The organism is Methylovorus sp. SPW-M1 (assembly GCF_053848825.1).
Window position 1 is genome coordinate 448,073 of record NZ_CM132626.1, and the last position, 18,603, is coordinate 466,675.

Sequence of the window (18,603 nt, forward strand, 5' to 3'; positions counted from 1 at the left end):
TTATTCCTCTATCCCTAACTCCTGAATCTTGCGGGTCAGGGTGTTGCGGCCCATACCGAGTTGTGTCGCTGCTTCGATGCGACGGCCCCCGGTATGGCTCAGCGCACGGCTAATCAGGATTTTCTCGAATTCCTTGGTGCGTGTTTCCAGAATTTCCTGCTCCCCGCGATTGAGCGCATCCATGACTTCCGCTGCCAGCGCTTCTTGCCAGGAGGTGGCGGTAGTTGGCTTGCTGCTATCCTCCTTCAATTCTGGCGGCAAATCTGCCACATCAATATTCTGGCCTGGCGCCATCACGGTCAGCCAGTGGCAGACATTCTCAAGCTGCCGCACATTGCCGCTCCAGCTCATGGTGGCAAGGTAACGTAGCGCACTTGCAGACGGTTGTTTGGCTTCTACGCCGAGCTCTTGCGCGCTTTGTTGCAGGAAGTGCTTGACCAGCAGAGGCACATCCTCACGACGCTCGCGCAAGGGCGGCAGACGCAGGCGTATCACATTCAGCCGGTGGAACAAGTCTTCACGGAACAGGCCGAGCTTCACGCGCTCCTCCAGATCCTGGTGAGTGGCGGCAATGATGCGCACATTAACCTTGACGGGTTGATGCCCGCCGACGCGATAAAACTGGCCATCGCACAACACGCGCAGCAAGCGCGTTTGCAGATCAGAAGGCATGTCGCCAATTTCATCCAGAAACAGGGTGCCGCCATCGGCTTGTTCAAAGCGGCCGCGTCGTGCTGCCTGCGCGCCGGTGAAGGCGCCGCGTTCATGGCCGAACAGCTCGGACTCCAGCAGATCCTTGGGGATGGCTGCCGTGTTGATCGCGATAAAGGGTTTGTCTGCGCGCGGACTATGCCGATGCAGGGCGCTGGCAACCAGCTCTTTGCCGGTGCCTGATTCGCCATTAATGAGTACGGTGGCATGCGAGCGGCTCAAGCGGCCAATGGCACGGAATACCTCCTGCATGGCAGGGGCCTGGCCAATGATTTCCGGTGTCGCTTCTGGTGTAACGGCTTCCGTGGCCTGACGCATGCTTTCTTCAACGGCGCGCCGGATGATCTCAATCGCCTGATCTACATCAAAAGGCTTGGCCAGATATTCAAAAGCGCCACCCTGAAATGCCGCAACGGCACTTTCGAGATCGGAGTATGCCGTCATGATGATGACAGGAATCTCAGGCAGGCGTTTTTTTACCTCATCGAGGAAGTCGAGGCCAGAACCGTTGGGCATGCGAATGTCGCTGACAATCACTTGTGGTTCTTCCCGGGTCAGCGCATTGAGTGCCTCGGGCACGGAGGCGAAGGTCTTGAAATCCATGTCGGTGCGCGCCAGCGCTTTTTCAAAGACCCAGCGTATCGATTTGTCGTCGTCAATAATCCAGATTGGTTTCATAGCTTGCCTGTGTGTTTAAAATCGTTCATGTGTTCTACGTGAGTTTACTGCTTGGCAATAAAGCCTTTCATGGCGGTCGTTTCGATGGGTAGCAGAATGGTGAAGCAGGTTTTGCCTGGTTCACTCTCGCATTCAATCATGCCGTGATGCTGGGTGATGAATGTCTGTGCCAGCGTCAGCCCGAGGCCGGAGCCACCTTCGCGGCCTGAGACTAGTGGATAAAAAATGCGATCGCGGATATCAGGAGGAATGCCAGGGCCGTTGTCGATAATTTGCAGGCGTATCGCTACCCGGTAGCGTTTCTTGGCTAACGTTACCTGCCGTTCGGCGCGGGTGCGTAGTGTGATCTGCCCGGTGCCCTGCATGGCCTGTGCAGCATTGCGGGCGATGTTCAGCACGGCTTGTATCAGTTTCTCACGATCGCCAATCAGCTCGGGCAGGCTGGTGTCGTAATCGCGCTTGACCATAATGGCTTTGGGTGACTCCGCCAGCAACAGGCTGCGCACGCGTTCCAGCACCTCATGAATATTCGTGGGTTCGTACTTAGGCACGCGGTGCGGCACCAGCAAGCGATCCATCAGTGACTGCAGGCGATCCGCCTCTTTGATGATGACCTGGGTGTATTCGCGCAAATTGACCTGTGGCAGTTCATGCTCCAGCAATTGTGCCGCCCCGCGCAGCCCGCCCAGCGGATTACGGATCTCGTGGGCGAGATTGCGTAACAACTCAGCGTTCGCTTGCTGCTGGATGAGCATGCGTTCCTCGCGCGCAATGCGCAGTTGCTGATCCATCTGCTGGAACTCAAGTACCAGGCAGGCCGGATTCACATCCACCGGGGTCACCGTGCAAGTGACAGCGACAGAACTTTGGCGCATGGTGGTGATGAGAAACTCATGTTCGCGAAATGGACTGCGATTGCTGATCGCATTTTCCACGGCCGAGTGCAGGATTTCGCATTCAGGAAATACCTGAAAAATATCCAGCCCGGTAATCTGTTTGGCGCTTAATGCAAACAGGATTTCAGCCCCCGGATTGGCATATATGACCTTGCGGGAATCATCCAGCAGGATGACGGCAGTGGCGAGATGTTCGAGACCAGCGAATGTCGGAGGAATAATATGTACCATGGCAGTGGTTAAGCAAAAGCCAGGCCAGAGCATGGCGTTAAGGCGGTGAAAAAGCGTTGCATAAGATTGACCTTAAGGATGTTGAATCTGCATCTTTAAAACGCAACACCATGAAACTTCAGCTTATTTCATGCCATTGAGCTCTTTTTGCAGCAGCTTTACATTGTTTTCGTGCGTGTCGACATCGGCTTTCAGCCGGCGCATTTTTTCTTCGAATTTTGTGACGTTTCTCAAGGTCTTGCCATCGGCAGTGCGATACACCTCGGGGTTCGCGCTGCCTTCGTTATAAGCTTGCCTTGCTTCTTCCAGCGCTTTTTTCTCAGTGGCGAGTTCATCCTGCAAAATCTGCCGGCGGGTATCATCCCGGCGGGTTTGCGTGCTCCTGTCTACCTTGGGAAAGTCCGAAGGCGTAGGCGTTCTTGCCCGCTCTTTTTTGCCTGAGGGCACGGGCAAGGCATTGTCGCCTTTCAGGAAAAGCTGGCAATTCTTGTAGAGGGTCCGCGTTTTAGCGTCCGTGAATGTCGGTTGGCCAGACTCATCAACGCATTTATAGATATCGGCCGCTTGCACCGTCAATCCAGCTAGCAAGCCGCAACACAGCAATAGAAATTTCATGCATTGAGTTTAGATGAGAAGCCATCGGGTGGCAACGCGCGTCAGTTAACAGGTGCGCAAGAGTGGCAGGCAATAAAAAAGGCGGGTTGCCCCGCCTTTTTTAACATGCTGTGATTAGCAGCTGTAGTACATGGCGAACTCGATAGGATGCGGTGTCATGCGCATTCTGGTGACTTCCTCCATCTTCAATGCGATGTAGCTGTCGATCCAGTCATCGGAGAACACACCACCACGGGTGAGGAACTCGCGATCCTTGTCCAGATATTCCAGTGCTTGTTCCAGGGAGGAGCAAACGGTTGGGATCGCTGCATCTTCCTCAGGAGGCAGATGGTAGAGATCCTTGGTTGCTGGCTCACCTGGGTGAATCTTGTTCTGTACGCCGTCCAGACCGGCCATCAGCAGGGCGCTGAATGCCAGGTATGGGTTGGCAGTAGGATCAGGGAAGCGAGCTTCAACGCGGCGAGCCTTGTCGGAATGCACGAAAGGAATACGGATGGAAGCCGAACGGTTCTTGGCAGAGTAAGCCAGCTTAACTGGAGCTTCAAAGCCTGGAACCAGACGCTTGTAGGAGTTGGTGCCTGGATTGGTGATCGCATTCAGCGCGCGAGCGTGCTTGATGATGCCGCCGATGTAGTACAGGGCGAACTCGGACAGGCCAGCGTAGCCGTTGCCTGCGAACAGGTTCTTGCCATCTTTCCATACGGATTGGTGCACGTGCATGCCGGAACCGTTGTCGCCAACGATAGGCTTAGGCATGAAGGTGGCGGTTTTGCCGTAAGCGTGAGCGGTGTTCAGTACCACGTACTTCAGCAATTGCGTCCAGTCGGCACGTTGTACCAGAGTGCTGAACTTGGTGCCGATTTCACATTGACCAGCCGTTGCCACTTCGTGGTGGTGCACTTCAACAGGCACGCCCATGTTTTCAAGGGCGATGACCATGGCAGAGCGCAGATCCTGGAAGGAATCGACTGGAGGTACTGGGAAGTAGCCGCCCTTTACGCCAGGACGGTGACCGGTGTTGCCGCTTTCGAACTTCTCGCCAGATGCCCATGCACCTTCTTCGGAGTTGATCTTGACGGAACAGCCTTCCATGCCGGCATTCCACTGGATGGAGTCGAAAATGAAAAATTCGGGTTCTGGACCGAAGTAGGCGGTGTCACCCAGACCGCTGGACTTCAGGTAAGCCTCAGCGCGTTTTGCCAAGCTGCGTGGGCAACGGTCGTAGCCCTTGCCGTCGGTAGGATCTACCACGTCACAGCTCAGAATCAGTGTAGGTTCGTCCATGAATGGATCGATATTGGCAGTCTCAGGATCAGGCATCAGTTGCATGTCGGAAGCTTGAATACCTTTCCAGCCGGCGATAGATGAACCGTCGAATGCGTGGCCTTCGGTAAATTTGCTTTCATCGAACGCTGAGATGGGTACAGTTACGTGCTGTTCTTTACCTCTGGTATCGGTGAAACGGAAATCAACAAACTTGATGTCATTTTCCTTCACCATTTTCATTACGTCGGCTACCGCCATTTCATTCTCCTAAAACGTAAAAGCGTAAATTAAGTAATCAAACCCCATGGTTTGATAGAAAAACTGCTGAATGTATCTAGCAGGAAACGTGCCATCGGAAACCCCGAGATTCTCATTTTCACATAATCACTTAGAAAAGAGAATAAAAAAGCGGGGCACCGAATTCGGGCGATCGATAGGGCAAATGCACCAAATTGGTGCTTTTGGCTCAGGTCGCAAAATTCTCGCTATACTTCGGGGTAAATCTACAAAATAATCGAGTGCACCATGGAAACTATCAATCAAATATTACAAAAAGCCAAGCAGCGCGCTCAGGTAAACAATTTGCCTTATGCAGGCGCTCTGACGCCAGAGGAAGCCCAGCAGCTGATGGCATCCGCTCCGGGCGCCTGTCTGGTAGATGTAAGAAGCCGCGCCGAGCTTGAGCTGGTGGGGCGCGTTCCTCAGGCATTGAGCATTGAGTGGGCATTTTATCCCGGCATGGTAGCCAACCCTGATTTTGCTGCGCATCTGGACAAGCAGGTGGATCGCGAAGCGCTGGTGATGTTTTTGTGCCGCACGGGTGGCCGTTCGCACAATGCGGCAGTGCTGGCTAACTCCATGGGGTACACCGAGGCTTACAACGTATTGGAAGGTTTCGAAGGCGCTACCGATCCGCAAACGGGTCAGCGTGGCAAGATTAATGGCTGGAAAGCGGCTGGCCTGCCCTGGACGAATAGCTAAAATACAGACAGGGTCGTGATGATGGATCGTTATGCCGTGATCGGCAACCCGGTCGAGCACAGCAAGTCGCCGCTGATACACCACATGTTTGCCGAGCAAACCTCGCAGCAGCTTGAGTACGGCCGTGTGCTGGCTCCCCTTGATGCGTTCATTGAGACCGTGCAGGCCATGCGGGCCCAAGGCTATAAAGGCGCCAACGTTACGGTGCCATTCAAGCTGCAGGCATATGCCCTGGCAACGCAGCTGACCGAGCGTGCCCATGATGCCGGTGCCGTTAATACTCTGATGTTTCAGGGCGAGCACATCATTGGCGATAACACCGATGGCGCTGGCCTGGTACGGGATATTCAGCACAACCTGGCGATTCCCTTGCACGGCAAGCGCGTGCTGTTGATCGGGGCTGGCGGTGCTGCCGAAGGCGTGTTGCATCCCATTCTGGCCCAGCAGCCTGCTCTGCTGGTCGTTGCCAATCGTACGCTGGACAAGGCACTTGCCATGGTGCGCAAAGTGGAAGCGCAGGGCGAGCTGCTGTATGTCTCGGTACAGGCGCTGGCCTTTGAAGATCTGCCGGGCCAGGCGTTTGATGTGGTCGTGAATGCCACTTCTGCCGGATTGACCGACTCTAAGTTACCCTTGCCGCCCACCATGTTTGCGGCAGGATCCCTGGCTTACGACATGATGTATGGTCGGGAGACCCCCTTCATGGCCTTTGCCCGCACGCATGGGGCTGAGCATGTGGTGGATGGCCTCGGCATGCTGATTGAGCAGGCCGCCGAATCGTTTTATCTGTGGCGCCAGGTGCGGCCTGATACCGCCCCCGTGATTGCACATTTCAAATCATGACATGGCGCCAATGGATATGGCGCGGCCTCTTGGCCTTGCTGCTGCTGATCGTGTTGTATCAGCTCTGGATATTCCTGCATATCTGCTGGTGGGTGCAGCACAATCCGGATAGCAGTGCTTTCATGCGCGATCGCCTGGAATTGCTGCAGGAAGATAAACCCGGTGCCGAGTTGCGGCATCAGTGGGTGCCTTACAGCCAGATATCCATCCATCTGAAACGGGCGGTAATCGCCGCCGAGGATTCCCGGTTTGTCGAGCATGAAGGCTTTGATTGGGATGGTATCCAGAAGGCTTATGAGAAAAACCTGAAAAAAGGCCGTATCGTGGCGGGTGGCTCTACCATCAGCCAGCAGCTTTCCAAAAATCTGTTTCTGTCGACGCGCCGCACACCCTGGCGCAAACTGGAAGAAGCCATGATCACGCTCATGCTGGAAAAAATGATGAGCAAGCGGCGTATCTATGAGATTTACCTGAATGTGATTGAGTGGGGAAATGGCGTATTTGGTGCCGAAGCCGCTGCAAGGTATTACTTTCATACTTCTGCAAAAGGCCTGACAGCACCGCAAGCCGCCAAACTCGCTGCCATGGTGCCAAATCCGCGCTATTATGACAGCCATCGAAATGCGCGCGGCTTGCTGAAAAAAACGGGCATCATCCAGGCGCGGATGAATGCTGTTAGTGTTCCTTGAGCGCCAGCCGTAATCAGAAGACCGGAAGCAATCCCGGCAACAACAATTAGTGGGGGTGATCTCAAGATGGACGTGGTAGACAAGTTTTTCCATTCAATACTCAACCTGCCAACCTTGCCCAAGGTCGTGCAGGAAGTCATTCTGATGCTGGACAATGAAGACGTGGACCTCAGCCAGCTGGGCGCGCGAATTGCGCACGATCAGGTGCTCTCGGCCAAAGTGCTGCGCATGGCCAACTCTTCCTATTACGGTGTCAGCCGCACCATCAAGACGATCCCTGATGCCATTTCGGTGATTGGGGTCAGCAAGCTGCGCACACTGGTGATTGCCTCTGGGGTAACCGGTACCTTTACCACCTTGCCCGGGCTCGATATCAATCGCTTCTGGCGTCACAGTCTGGTGACCGCAGCTGTTGCCGGCAAAATCAGTCAGGAGCTGAAAAAGCCCACCGAGACGGCCTATCTGGCAGCCCTCATGCACAGCATCGGGCAATTGCTCATTCATATCGTGTTCCCTATCCAGGCAGCCGAGATTGATGAAGAGTGCAAAGGCCTGAGTGTGATTGAGCGCAAGGCCCTGGAAAATGCCACGCTGGGGCTGGATCATTGCCAGGTTGGTGCCGAGCTGGCACGTCGCTGGAATTTCCCTGAGGATATTCAACGCGTGATTCGCTACTACGCTGACCCGCTGGATAAAATGGCGTGCGATCTGGCGCCTGTAGTGTTCATGGCAGCGCACATCGCGTTTGGTCTGGAAAATCTGGAAGAGTCAGCTCACATTGCCGAAACGCTGAAGCCGGAAGTGGCAAAAGCGCTGGGCGTGGACCGTATTGAGTGGATAGAGCGTATTGACAGTTATCGTCCGCTGATCCCGGAAGCAGAAAGCTTTCTTTAACACCTGACGTTACTGTTTATAAAAAGCCCCATGCAGCGCGAGCCGCATGGGGCTTTTTTGTTGATGGCTAGAGGTAATCCTTGAGGTATTTACCGGTATAGCTCTTGGCAATGGTCGCCACATGCTCGGGTGTGCCCTCTGCCACGACCATGCCGCCGCCATCCCCACCTTCAGGGCCCATGTCGATCAGCCAGTCTGCGGTTTTAATCACATCCAGGTTGTGCTCGATAATGACGATGGTGTTACCCGCATCGCGCAGGCGATGAATCACGTCCAGCAGCAACTGAATATCAGCAAAGTGCAGACCCGTGGTCGGCTCATCCAGAATATACAGCGTGCGGCCGGTATCGCGTTTGGATAGTTCCAGCGCCAGCTTGACGCGCTGGGCTTCGCCACCGGAAAGTGTGGTGGCCGATTGGCCCAGTGTAATGTAGCCCAGGCCCACATCCAGCAAGGTTTGCAGTTTGCGCGCCACGACGGGAACGGCGTCAAAGAAGGCGCGTGCCTGTTCTACCGTCATGCCCAGCACTTCGTGGATGTTCTTGCCCTTGTACTGGATTTCCAGGGTTTCGCGGTTATAGCGCTGGCCCTTGCAGACATCACAAGGCACGTACACATCCGGTAGGAAGTGCATTTCCACGCGCAGCACGCCATCGCCCTGGCAGGCTTCGCAGCGGCCACCTTTGACGTTGAATGAGTAGCGGCCTGGACCATACCCACGCGCACGGCTTTCCGGCACGCCGGCAAACAGATCGCGTATGGGCGTAAACAGGCCGGTGTAGGTCGCCGGGTTGGAGCGTGGTGTACGGCCAATCGGGCTTTGGTCTACATCGACCACCTTGTCAAAAAATGCCAGCCCATCAATCTCGGCAAATTCAGCCGGCTCGGTGGAGCTGCCATACAGATGCTTGGCCACCACACGATACAGAGTGTCATTCACCAGCGTGGATTTGCCGGAACCGGAGACGCCGGTGACGCAGGTCAGCAGGCCGACTGGGATCGCCAGATCCACATCTTTCAGGTTGTTGCCGGTGGCGTGGGTCAGTTTGAGCCAGCGCTCGGGGTCAGGCTGGTGGCGCTTCTTGGGAATGGCGATGGCTTTTTTGCCGCTGAGGTATTGGCCAGTCAGCGAGTTGGCATTGTCCTGGATTTCTTTCGGCGTGCCCGCCGCCACAATATGGCCGCCGTGCTCACCCGCGCCCGGACCGATATCGACCACATAATCCGCGGCCATGATCGCATCTTCATCGTGCTCTACCACGATCACGCTATTGCCGATATCGCGCAGGCGCATGAGGGTTTCCAGCAGGCGGTCATTGTCACGCTGATGCAGGCCGATGGAAGGTTCATCCAGTACATACATCACGCCGGTGAGGCCGGAGCCTATCTGCGACGCCAGGCGAATACGCTGCGCCTCGCCACCGGACAAGGTTTCTGCCGAGCGGGATAGCGAGAGGTATTCCAGGCCCACATTGGTCAGGAACTTGAGACGGCTGCTGATCTCCTTGACGATCTTGTCGGCAATCGCCAGTTTCTGACCGGTAAGCTCCAATGAGTCAAAGAACACCAGCGCATGCTTGAGCGCGATTTCGCAAACTTCGTGAATATTGCGACCACCGACTTTGACATGGCGGGCCTCGCGGCGCAGGCGGGTGCCGCCGCATTCCGGGCAAGCCTGCGAGTTGAGGTATTTCGCCAGCTCTTCACGCACGGTCACTGAGTCGGTCTCGTGATAGCGACGCTGCAGGTTATTCAGGATGCCTTCGAAGGTATGGGTTTTCTGATAGAAATTGCCGCGCTCGTTCAGGTATCTGAAGCTGATTTCTTCCTTGCCGCTACCATGCAGCAAAATATGCTGCACATGGGCGGGCAGCTCTTCAAAGGCCGTTTCCAGGTCAAAGCCATAATGCTGGCTCAGGGAAGACAGCAGCTGGAAGTAAAACTGGTTGCGTCTATCCCAACCTTTGATGGCACCACTCGCCAGCGAGAGATGCGGGAAGGCGACCACGCGCTTGGGGTCAAAAAAGCTGATCTGGCCCAGACCATCGCACTTGGGGCAGGCGCCCATGGGGTTGTTGAACGAAAACAGGCGTGGCTCCAGCTCGGCCAGCGAGTAATCGCACACCGGGCAGGAGAATTTGGCCGAGAACAGATGTTCTTTGGCGCTATCCATTTCCACCGCAATCGCCTTGCCCTCTGCCAGCCGCAACGCGGTTTCAAACGATTCGGCAATGCGCTGCTTCATATCGGCGCGCACCTTCAGGCGGTCCACCACCACATCCACATTATGCTTGGTGGTTTTTGCCAGCTTGGGCACGGCGTCAAGCTCGTAGGTCTCGCCATCCACCCGCACGCGCACAAAGCCTTGTGCCTTCAGCTCTTCAAACAGGTCCACCTGTTCGCCCTTGCGGTTGCTGACCACGGGCGCCAGGATCATGAGCTTGGTTTCTTCCGGCAAGGCCAGCACGCTATCCACCATTTGCGAGACGGTTTGTGCTTCCAGCTTGATGCCATGATCCGGGCATTCCGGGTCGCCCGCGCGTGCATACAGCAGCCGCAGGTAATCATGAATTTCCGTCACCGTGCCCACAGTGGAGCGCGGGTTGTGCGAAGTGGATTTCTGTTCAATCGAAATCGCGGGTGACAAGCCTTCAATCAGGTCAACATCCGGTTTATCCATGCGGGCCAGAAACTGGCGGGCGTAGGCAGAGAGTGACTCCACATACCGGCGTTGCCCTTCGGCATACAGCGTGTCGAATGCCAGCGAGGATTTGCCGGAACCGGAAAGCCCGGTGATGACGATCATCTTGTTGCGTGGCAGGTCGAGTGAAACGTTTTTCAGGTTATGCGTGCGAGCGCCGCGTATCCGTATGTATTCCATGCAAATCCAATCACCTAATCAAATCCGTGAAAATCCGCAGCCGAAGAGGCTTCCCTAATTGTGGACTAATGTTTGTGCAGGCCATGACTGTTGATGTATTCGGCCTGGCTGGTCTGCCCCCAGGCGCTTATATTCGGCGGCAACCAAAATAGCCCGAGTGAATCTAGGGCTGAGTGGAGGCAACCTGTTAATATACGCAATTTTCGGTCCCAACCCAATCTATTTCCATGTCATCTAATGAACGTATGTCCGCCCAGGAGTTGCGCGCCAGCATGAGCCTGGCATCCATCTATGGATTGCGCATGCTGGGCATGTTTTTGATCCTGCCGATTTTCGCCATTTATGCCGAAACCCTGCCCGGGGGCGATAGCCATCTGATGATCGGTCTGGCGCTGGGCGCCTATGGTTTGACGCAAGCGATCTTCCAGCTGCCGTTTGGCATGGCCTCTGACCACTTCGGCCGCAAAAAAGTCATTTATGCCGGGCTTGTTCTGTTTGTCATTGGCAGTCTGGTAGCAGGCTTTGCGCATGACCTCACTACCGTCATCATTGGCCGCGCCATTCAGGGCGCCGGGGCGGTGTCTGCCGCGGTGACGGCGCTGGTCGCCGATCTCACGCGTGAAGAACACCGCACCAAGGCTATGGCGATGATAGGCGGCACCATAGGCGTGACCTTCGCCGCCTCGCTGGTGTTGGGGCCCGCGCTGAATCAATGGATAGGCGTGCCCGGTATTTTCCTGCTCACCGGTGCGCTTGCCGCGCTGGCGATTCTGGATGTGAAATTCATGGTGCCTGACCCTATCGTCAGCCGTTTTCACTCCGATGCCGAGGCATCGACTTCCAAGCTGCGCGATGTGCTCAAGAACACCCAGCTCCTGCGCCTCAATTACGGCATTTTTGCCCTGCATGCCGCGCAGATGGCCATGTTTGTCGTCGTCCCCTTTGCCATCAAGCAAAGCAGCGGCATGGGCGAAAACGACCATTGGCAGATTTATCTGCCGGTGGTGCTGGTGGGCTTTATTCTCATGGTGCCTGCGATTATCTACGGCGAGAAACGCGCCAAGCTCAAGAAGGTGTTTGTGTCTGCCATTGGCCTCATGCTGGTGGCCCAGCTCATGCTGGCAAACTCCATCAGCCACTTCTGGGGCATCGTCGCTTCACTGGCGCTTTATTTCATTGCCTTCAATGTGCTGGAAGCCACATTGCCATCGATTATTTCCAAGATTGCGCCTGCCGCCTCCAAAGGCACGGCCATCGGTGTTTACAACACTTCGCAATCTTTCGGAGTGTTTCTTGGCGGCGTGATGGGCGGTTATTTATCGCACTACCATGGCTTTGCCGCGGTCTTCATTTTCTGTAGTGTGCTGATGGGCCTTTGGTTAATTTTTGCCTGGAGTATGACAAGCCCGCCCGCAGTTAAGAGTAAAATGTATCATTTACGCGATATGAGTTCAGCGGATGCGCAGCAGCTTTCCACCCGCTTGGCCGCCGTCAGTGGCGTGCGCGAAGTGGTAGTGCTGCCGGACGAAAGCATGCTCATGCTCAAGGTCGATCTGCAACACGCATTCGATGAAGCTGAAGTTTTGAGATTAATAGAGGATTAACCATGGCATCTGTGAACAAAGTTATTCTGGTCGGCAATCTGGGGCGTGACCCCGAAATGCGCTACATGCCATCCGGCGACGCGCTGGCATCCTTCAGCATCGCCACCACCGACACCTGGAAAGACAAAAACGGCCAGAAACAGGAGCGCACCGAGTGGCACCGCATCTCCATGTTTGGCAAGCAAGCCGAAATCGCCGGTGAGTACCTGAAAAAAGGCTCCAGCGTCTACATCGAAGGCCGTTTGCAAACCCGTAAATGGCAGGACAAAGAAGGCAACGAACGCCAGACCACGGAAGTCGTGGCCGACCGCATGCAAATGCTCGGTGCCCGTAGCGGCGGCGGCAATGCCTACGAAGTCATGGACGAAGATCAGTCAGCGTCCTATCAGCCACGTCAATCCGCCGCCCCAGCCCAAGCCCGTCCGGCACCAGCTGCGGCTACATCCAAGCCAGCGGGTGGTTCAGGCTTTGATGATTTTGATGACGATATTCCGTTCTAACTTTGTACTACTCAGCTTCTTGAAAGCTGCATATCAAGTTGCCCTCAACGTTATCCGGCGTTGAGGGCAATTTTTTTGAGGGTGTTCTTGATTTGCCTTCAATCAATCCTTCTGCGAGCACATGCTCATGACTTCTGTAACTCGCGATTAAATCCAAGTTAGCAATTTCGGTCAGGTTTTCGCCCAACATCTTAGGCATAGTTCGGTTTGTGGAGAACGGAGCCAACATGAGTCAACGCAGGGCAGAAGTATATGCAATGAGATTTCAAAAGGTGCTTGATCACATTGAGCAGCACCTGGATCAATCTTTAAGCATGGATGCTTTATGCGATATCGCGGGGTTTTCCAGATTCCATTTCCACCGGCAATTTGCCGATTACATCGGCATTACGGTTGCTCGGTATATTTTGCTGCTTCGTCTGCGACACGCGTCTTATCAGCTCGCCTTCGATCCCAAAGTGAAAGTTATCGACATCGCCTTGAATGCCGGGTTTGAAACTCCGGAATCTTTTACCCGTGCCTTCGGGAATATTTTTGGGCAGTCCCCGTCCGCGTTCAGGAAAAATCCTGATTGGGAGGCCTGGCATGTGGTCTATGGGTTCCGATTACCAGAAGGAAATAAAATAATGCAGGTCGAGATTGTGGATGTTGAAACGACGATGATTGCCGTAAAGGAGCATCGCGGCGCACCCGATAAACTGAATCATTCTGTTGGGGATTTCATTGCGTGGCGCAAACAGACGGGGTCCTCCCCTAAAAACAGCTCCAGGACATTTGGTATTGCATATGACAACCCCGATACGACGGAGCCTTCAGCATTTCGCTTTGATATTGCCGGGGAAATCAAAACTGATATCGCAGTGAATGAGCAAGGTATTGTGGTGAAGTCTATTCCGGGCGGACGTTGTGCAAGAGTCCGGCACCATGGCTCGCATACGCGGATTGGGGAAAGTATTTATCCCTTGTACCGGGAATGGTTGCCGGAGAGTGGTGAGGAGCTGCGTGATTTTCCGCTTTATTTTCATTACGTGAATCTGTTGCCGGAGACGCCTGAAGCCGAGTTGATAACAGACATCTACTTACCACTGAAATAAGGTCGTCTGGAAAAGAACAAAGGTGCAAGAGATGAGAGTCTCTTGCACCTTTGTTTTTGCATCAGTCCGTTTTACATCATGAGGACTTTTCTGTCGTTTCCGACCATCCCCCACCCAGTGCCCGTATCAAGCCCACCGAGGTCAGCATTCTGAGCCCGGCGCTTTGCACTTCGGCGCGTTGCACCGAGAGGCTGGTGCGTTGCGCGTCGATGACTTCAAAGTAGCTGGCGGAGCCGTTTTTGTAGCGGGTGTTGGCGAGGCGCTCGGCGACGCTGGCGGAGGCGATGGCCTGGCGCTGATAGTCGATCTGTCGGTCCAGCGTGCGCAGGCCGCTCAGGTTGTTTTCCACTTCCTGAAAGCCGACCAGCACTTGTTGCCGGTAGTTGGCGACTTCGCGTTCATAAACGGCATCGGCGCGCGACAGGTTGGCTTTGTTGCGGCCGCCATCGAGGATGGGCAGCGTGAGCGCGGTGCCGACCAGCGGGCCGAGCAGCCAGCTGCGGCTGGACCATTTGAACAGCTCATGCAGTTCGTTCGACTCGTAACCGCCAGTGCCGGTGAGCACAAGCCGTGGGAAGAACGCGGCCTTGGCCGCACCTACGCGGGCACTGGCGGCGGCAAGCGCACGTTGTGCCTGGGCAATGTCCGGGCGACGCTCCAGCAATTGCGAAGGCAGGCCAACCGGCACCCGCACCACGCTGAGTTGCAAGGGCGCTGCGGCCAGGGTGAATTCGGCCGGGGTTTTGCCCAGCAGAATGGCGAGTGCGTGGTCTTGCTGGGCGCGGTTGCGTACAACCGACTCCTGCTCGGCTTGCACGGTGGCGAGCTCGGTTTTGGCCTTGGCAAGGTCAAGCTCGCCGATATCGCCGAGGTCATACCGCCGCTGCACCATGCGCAACTCTTCCTGACGCAGGTCTATGGTCTTGCGCAGAATCTCCAGCTCCGAATCCAGTGCGCGCAGCGTGAAATATTGCTGGGCAATATCGGCCTGCAGCGCCAGCAATACCGAGCGATAGGCGGCCTCCTGGCCTTGCGCATCCAGACGGGCGGCGCGGCTCTGGTCAGACAGGCGGCCGATCAGGTCCACCTCATACGAGGCATTTACCTGGGCGCGCCACTCGGTATTGGCAGACGTGTCTGGATCGCGCTGGCGGGTGGGGCCTACGCCGCCATTCAGCTGGAACTTGCGGTCAGCATCGACCACGCCAGCATTGGCGCGGGCTTCTTTTACCCGCGCCAGCGCGATGGCCAGTGTCGGGCTGCTTTCGGTAGCGGCTTCGATCAGGTTATTCAGCTCGGTATCGTTAAACACCGTCCACCAGGCGCCACGGTCAATGTGGTCGGCCGGGTTGCCTGCTTGCCAGGCGCCATCCAGCTGGGTGGTTTCGCGATACTGGTTTGGCAGCTGCAGGTTGATCTGCTCCGGCGGCTTGGCGGTGGAGCATCCGGCCAGCACCAGCGCTGTTGCCAGCAAGCTGAGTTTCAGGCTGTGCTTGTTCATTCTTGAGTTCCTTTCTCTAAGGCAGGTGCTGGTTCAATGGCAGGTGCGGCAGCGTGATGCGCATGGCCGAAGTCCTGGCATTTGGTCACCATGGTACGAATCAGTACGTAGAACACAGGGGTGAGGAAGAGGCCGAATACCGTCACGCCTATCATCCCGGCAAACACGGCTATCCCCATGGCATGGCGCATTTCGGAGCCCGCGCCAGTGGATACCACCAGGGGCACCACGCCTGCGATAAAGGCGATCGACGTCATCAGGATAGGGCGCAAGCGCAGGCGGGCGGCTTCAATGGCGGCTGCATAAATCTTGCGGCCTTCCAGCTCCAGCTCACGGGCAAACTCCACAATCAGGATGGCGTTCTTGCACGCAAGGCCGACCAGCACCACCAAGCTCACCTGGGTGAAGATATTGTTATCGCCATTGGTCAGCCACACGCCAAAGATGGCAGACAGCAGGCCCATGGGCACAATCAGCAGCACCGCCAGCGGCAAGGTCAGGCTTTCATACTGGGCAGACAGCACCAGGAACACCAGCAGGATGGACAGCGGCAGGATCACGAACAGCGTGTTGCCGGCAATCTTTTCCTGATAGGTCAGCTCGGTCCACTCAAAGCCGATGCCACGTGGCAGGGTTTCAGCGGCAATGCGTTCCACCGCGGCCTGTGCTTCGCCTGTGCTGTAGCCCGGCGCAGCACCGCCATTGACGTCAGCCGACGGGAAGCCGTTGTAACGCATGGCGCGGTCTGGCCCATAGCTTTGCGTCATCTTCAGCACCGAAGCCAGTGGCACCATATCGCCCTGTGCATTGCGGGTCTTGAGCAGGCCTATGTCTTCCGCATGCGCCCGGAAAGGCGCATCTGCCTGCACACGCACCTGATAGGTACGGCCAAACTTGTTGAAGTCATTGACGTACAGCGAGCCCAGGTAAATCTGCAGCGTGTCGAACACTTCCGGGATGGAAACGCCGAGTTGTTGCGCATGCGTGCGGTCTACATCGGCATACAGTTGCGGCACATTGATCTGGAAGCTGGAGAACATGCCGGCCAGTTCAGGCGCCTTGCGGGCTTTTTCCATAAAGGCCTGCAGGGCATCGTTGAGCGCCACATTGCCCAGCGCACCACGGTCCTGAATCTGGAACTTGAAGCCGCCTATGGTGCCCAGACCTTGTACCGGTGGTGGCGGGAACACGGCAATAAACGCGCCCTGGATGCTGGCATATTGCTGGTTCAGCTGCTGCGCAATGGCAAAGCCGGACTGGTCCGCGCCCTTGCGCTCATCAAACGGTTTCAGCGTGGCAAACACAATGCCGGAGTTGGGGCTGTTGGTGAAGCCGTTGATCGACAAGCCGGGGAAGGCCACGGCCGATTCCACGCCGGGATGCTTGAGCGCAATCTCGCTCATCTGGCGAATCACGTCTTCGGTGCGATCCAGCGAGGCAGCATCCGGCAGTTGCGCAAAGCTCACCAGGTATTGCTTGTCCTGTGCCGGAATAAAGCCGGTAGGCACCAGATGAATCAGCAGCATGGTGGAGCCGATCAGCGCGCCATACAGCACCAGCATCACGCTCTTGTGGCGCAACACGCCAGTGACGCCGTTGCCGTACTTTTCCGAGCCGCGATGGAACACGCGGTTGAAGCGCACAAAGAACCAGCCGAACAGACGGTCAATCGTGCGCTGGAACGCGTCTTTCTTTTCGTCATGGCGCTTCAGCAAGAGCGAGGCCAGCGCGGGAGATAACGTCAGCGAGTTGAATGCCGAAATCACAGTAGAGATGGCGATAGTCAGCGCAAACTGCTTGAAGAACTGGCCAGTCAGGCCGCTTACAAACGCCAGCGGTACAAACACGGCCGACAGGGTCAGCGCGATGGCGACAATCGGGCCGGACACTTCGCGCATGGCGCGATAGGTGGCCTCCTTGGCCGAGAGGCCGCGCTCGATATTGCGCTCCACGTTTTCCACTACCACGATGGCATCATCCACCACGATACCAATCGCCAGCACCAGCCCGAACAGGCTGAGCGTGTTGATGGAAAAGCCCAGACCCATCATCACGGCAAAGGTACCGATGACCGACACCGGCACCGCGAGCAGCGGGATGATGGAAGCGCGCCAGGTTTGCAGGAAGATAATCACCACCAGCACCACCAGACCCACGGCGATCAACAGCGTTTCGGTCACGGCATGTATGGATGCGCGGACGAACTGCGTCGGGTCATACACGATGTGGTATTCCAGACCTTCGGGCATGTCTTCTTGCAGCTCGGCCATGGTCTTGCGCACATTTTCCGAAATCTGCAGGGCGTTGGAACCCGGTGCCTGGAAGATCGGAATGGCGACGGCGGATTTGTTATCCAGCAGCGAGCGCAGGGCATACTCACTGGCACCCAGCTCAACGCGCGCCACATCGCTCAGGCGCGTGACCACGCCATCGGGCGAGGTGCGGATGACGATGTTCTCAAACTCTTCTTCGGTATTGAGGCGGCCGCGTGCATTCACCGAAATCTGGTAATCGGTGCCAGGCAGAGACGGCGATGCGCCGATCACACCGGCAGCCACGTCCACATTCTGCTGGCGGATGGCGGTGACCACGTCATTGGCGGTGAGCTTGCGCTCGGCTACCTTGCGCGGGTCCAGCCAGATACGCATGGAGTAATCGCCTGCGCCAAACAGTTGCACCTGGCCTACGCCTTCAATCCGCGCCAGCCGGTCTTTCACGTTCAGCAGGGCGTAATTGCGCAGGTAGGTCATGTCGTAGCGACCATTGGGCGACAGCAAATGCACGACCATGGTGAGGTCGGGCGAGCTTTTCACCGTGGTCACACCCAGCCGTTGCACTTCTTCCGGCAAGCGGGGCAAGGCCTGGTTGACGCGGTTTTGCACCAGTTGCTGGGCCAAGTCGGGCGAGGTGCCGAGCTTGAAGGTGATGGTCAGCGTCATCAGGCCATCGGAGGTGGCTTGCGATGCCATGTACAGCATGCCCTCCACCCCGTTGATCTGCTCTTCAATCGGCGCTGCCACGGTTTCCGCGATGGTCTGCGGATTGGCACCGGGAAACTGCGCCTTGACGATGACGGATGGCGGCACGACTTCGGGGTATTCCGAAATCGGCAGGTTGAACATGGAGATCAAGCCGCCGATAAAAATAAGAACGGACAGCACGCCGGCAAAGATCGGCCTGTCCACAAAAAATCTGGATATATTCACGTTACATTCTCCC

Annotated in this window: 14 protein-coding genes; 7 read left to right on the forward strand and 7 right to left on the reverse strand. The window is 56.2% G+C overall.

The annotated features are described in order from the left end of the window. From ntrC to glnA, 4 genes are all read right to left on the reverse strand, one after another. Entirely contained in the window at positions 1–1,389 is a 1,389-nt protein-coding gene (gene ntrC, locus ACWWD9_RS02025; RefSeq protein ID WP_013443205.1) for a nitrogen regulation protein NR(I), read from the reverse strand. Between the two features lie 44 nt (positions 1,390–1,433). Beyond that, entirely contained in the window at positions 1,434–2,516 is a 1,083-nt protein-coding gene (gene glnL / locus ACWWD9_RS02030; RefSeq protein ID WP_013443204.1) for a nitrogen regulation protein NR(II), read from the reverse strand. A gap of 123 nt (positions 2,517–2,639) precedes the next feature. Then, positions 2,640–3,131, reverse strand: coding sequence for a DUF4124 domain-containing protein (locus ACWWD9_RS02035; protein WP_015830989.1), 492 nt, complete (start codon positions 3,129–3,131; stop codon positions 2,640–2,642). Positions 3,132–3,245: 114 nt separating this feature from the next. After that, positions 3,246–4,655 carry a type I glutamate--ammonia ligase gene (gene glnA, locus ACWWD9_RS02040; protein ID WP_013443202.1) on the reverse strand — a complete coding sequence of 470 codons (1,410 nt, stop codon included), beginning with the start codon at positions 4,653–4,655 and terminating at the stop codon, positions 3,246–3,248. A gap of 267 nt (positions 4,656–4,922) precedes the next feature. Here glnA and ACWWD9_RS02045 point away from each other — a divergent pair, with 267 nt between their 5' ends. The 4 genes from ACWWD9_RS02045 (at position 4,923) to ACWWD9_RS02060 (ending at position 7,804) form a co-directional block, all read left to right on the forward strand. Beyond that, complete coding sequence (locus ACWWD9_RS02045) at positions 4,923–5,378, forward strand: rhodanese-like domain-containing protein (protein WP_015830988.1); 456 nt, start codon at positions 4,923–4,925, stop codon at positions 5,376–5,378. Between the two features lie 18 nt (positions 5,379–5,396). Continuing rightward, positions 5,397–6,221, forward strand: coding sequence for a shikimate dehydrogenase (aroE, locus tag ACWWD9_RS02050; RefSeq protein WP_455867572.1), 825 nt, complete (start codon positions 5,397–5,399; stop codon positions 6,219–6,221). Then, positions 6,218–6,910 carry a monofunctional biosynthetic peptidoglycan transglycosylase gene (gene mtgA / locus ACWWD9_RS02055; RefSeq protein ID WP_455867573.1) on the forward strand — a complete coding sequence of 231 codons (693 nt, stop codon included), beginning with the start codon at positions 6,218–6,220 and terminating at the stop codon, positions 6,908–6,910. Before aroE ends, mtgA begins: the two co-directional genes overlap by 4 nt. A 66-nt stretch (positions 6,911–6,976) precedes the next feature. Continuing rightward, a complete protein-coding gene (locus ACWWD9_RS02060; RefSeq protein WP_013443198.1) occupies positions 6,977–7,804 on the forward strand; it encodes an HDOD domain-containing protein in 828 nt (275 codons plus the stop codon). A gap of 67 nt (positions 7,805–7,871) precedes the next feature. Here ACWWD9_RS02060 and uvrA read toward each other — a convergent pair whose 3' ends face one another. Continuing rightward, entirely contained in the window at positions 7,872–10,685 is a 2,814-nt protein-coding gene (uvrA, locus tag ACWWD9_RS02065) for an excinuclease ABC subunit UvrA (protein ID WP_455867574.1), read from the reverse strand. Positions 10,686–10,912: 227 nt separating this feature from the next. Between uvrA and ACWWD9_RS02070 the strand changes: the two genes are divergently transcribed. The 3 genes from ACWWD9_RS02070 to ACWWD9_RS02080 all read left to right on the forward strand — a co-directional run bounded on the left by ACWWD9_RS02070 (position 10,913) and on the right by ACWWD9_RS02080 (position 13,883). Continuing rightward, complete coding sequence (locus tag ACWWD9_RS02070; protein WP_455867575.1) at positions 10,913–12,289, forward strand: MFS transporter; 1,377 nt, start codon at positions 10,913–10,915, stop codon at positions 12,287–12,289. A 2-nt stretch (positions 12,290–12,291) separates the two neighbouring features. Further along, complete coding sequence (locus tag ACWWD9_RS02075) at positions 12,292–12,789, forward strand: single-stranded DNA-binding protein (RefSeq protein WP_013443195.1); 498 nt, start codon at positions 12,292–12,294, stop codon at positions 12,787–12,789. 227 nt (positions 12,790–13,016) lie between these two features. Next, complete coding sequence (locus tag ACWWD9_RS02080; RefSeq protein ID WP_455867576.1) at positions 13,017–13,883, forward strand: AraC family transcriptional regulator; 867 nt, start codon at positions 13,017–13,019, stop codon at positions 13,881–13,883. A gap of 76 nt (positions 13,884–13,959) precedes the next feature. Here the strand turns inward: ACWWD9_RS02080 and ACWWD9_RS02085 are convergent, their stop codons facing one another. Then, positions 13,960–15,384, reverse strand: a complete 1,425-nt coding sequence (locus tag ACWWD9_RS02085) for an efflux transporter outer membrane subunit (RefSeq protein WP_455867577.1) — start codon at positions 15,382–15,384, stop codon at positions 13,960–13,962. Continuing rightward, positions 15,381–18,590: an efflux RND transporter permease subunit gene (locus ACWWD9_RS02090; protein WP_013443191.1), complete on the reverse strand. Its 3,210-nt coding sequence runs from the start codon at positions 18,588–18,590 to the stop codon at positions 15,381–15,383. Before ACWWD9_RS02090 ends, ACWWD9_RS02085 begins: the two co-directional genes overlap by 4 nt. Positions 18,591–18,603: the final 13 nt, after the last annotated feature.

What these genes read in the sequence shown, in the direction of transcription:
- ntrC (WP_013443205.1), bottom strand. Translation starts at nt 1,389, where the DNA reads ATGAAACCAATCTGGATTATTGACGACGACAAATCGATACGCTGGGTC.
- glnL (WP_013443204.1), bottom strand. Translation starts at nt 2,516, where the DNA reads ATGGTACATATTATTCCTCCGACATTCGCTGGTCTCGAACATCTCGCC.
- ACWWD9_RS02035 (WP_015830989.1), bottom strand. Translation starts at nt 3,131, where the DNA reads ATGAAATTTCTATTGCTGTGTTGCGGCTTGCTAGCTGGATTGACGGTG.
- glnA (WP_013443202.1), bottom strand. Translation starts at nt 4,655, where the DNA reads ATGGCGGTAGCCGACGTAATGAAAATGGTGAAGGAAAATGACATCAAG.
- ACWWD9_RS02045 (WP_015830988.1), top strand. Translation starts at nt 4,923, where the DNA reads ATGGAAACTATCAATCAAATATTACAAAAAGCCAAGCAGCGCGCTCAG.
- aroE (WP_455867572.1), top strand. Translation starts at nt 5,397, where the DNA reads ATGATGGATCGTTATGCCGTGATCGGCAACCCGGTCGAGCACAGCAAG.
- mtgA (WP_455867573.1), top strand. Translation starts at nt 6,218, where the DNA reads ATGACATGGCGCCAATGGATATGGCGCGGCCTCTTGGCCTTGCTGCTG.
- ACWWD9_RS02060 (WP_013443198.1), top strand. Translation starts at nt 6,977, where the DNA reads ATGGACGTGGTAGACAAGTTTTTCCATTCAATACTCAACCTGCCAACC.
- uvrA (WP_455867574.1), bottom strand. Translation starts at nt 10,685, where the DNA reads ATGGAATACATACGGATACGCGGCGCTCGCACGCATAACCTGAAAAAC.
- ACWWD9_RS02070 (WP_455867575.1), top strand. Translation starts at nt 10,913, where the DNA reads ATGTCATCTAATGAACGTATGTCCGCCCAGGAGTTGCGCGCCAGCATG.
- ACWWD9_RS02075 (WP_013443195.1), top strand. Translation starts at nt 12,292, where the DNA reads ATGGCATCTGTGAACAAAGTTATTCTGGTCGGCAATCTGGGGCGTGAC.
- ACWWD9_RS02080 (WP_455867576.1), top strand. Translation starts at nt 13,017, where the DNA reads ATGAGTCAACGCAGGGCAGAAGTATATGCAATGAGATTTCAAAAGGTG.
- ACWWD9_RS02085 (WP_455867577.1), bottom strand. Translation starts at nt 15,384, where the DNA reads ATGAACAAGCACAGCCTGAAACTCAGCTTGCTGGCAACAGCGCTGGTG.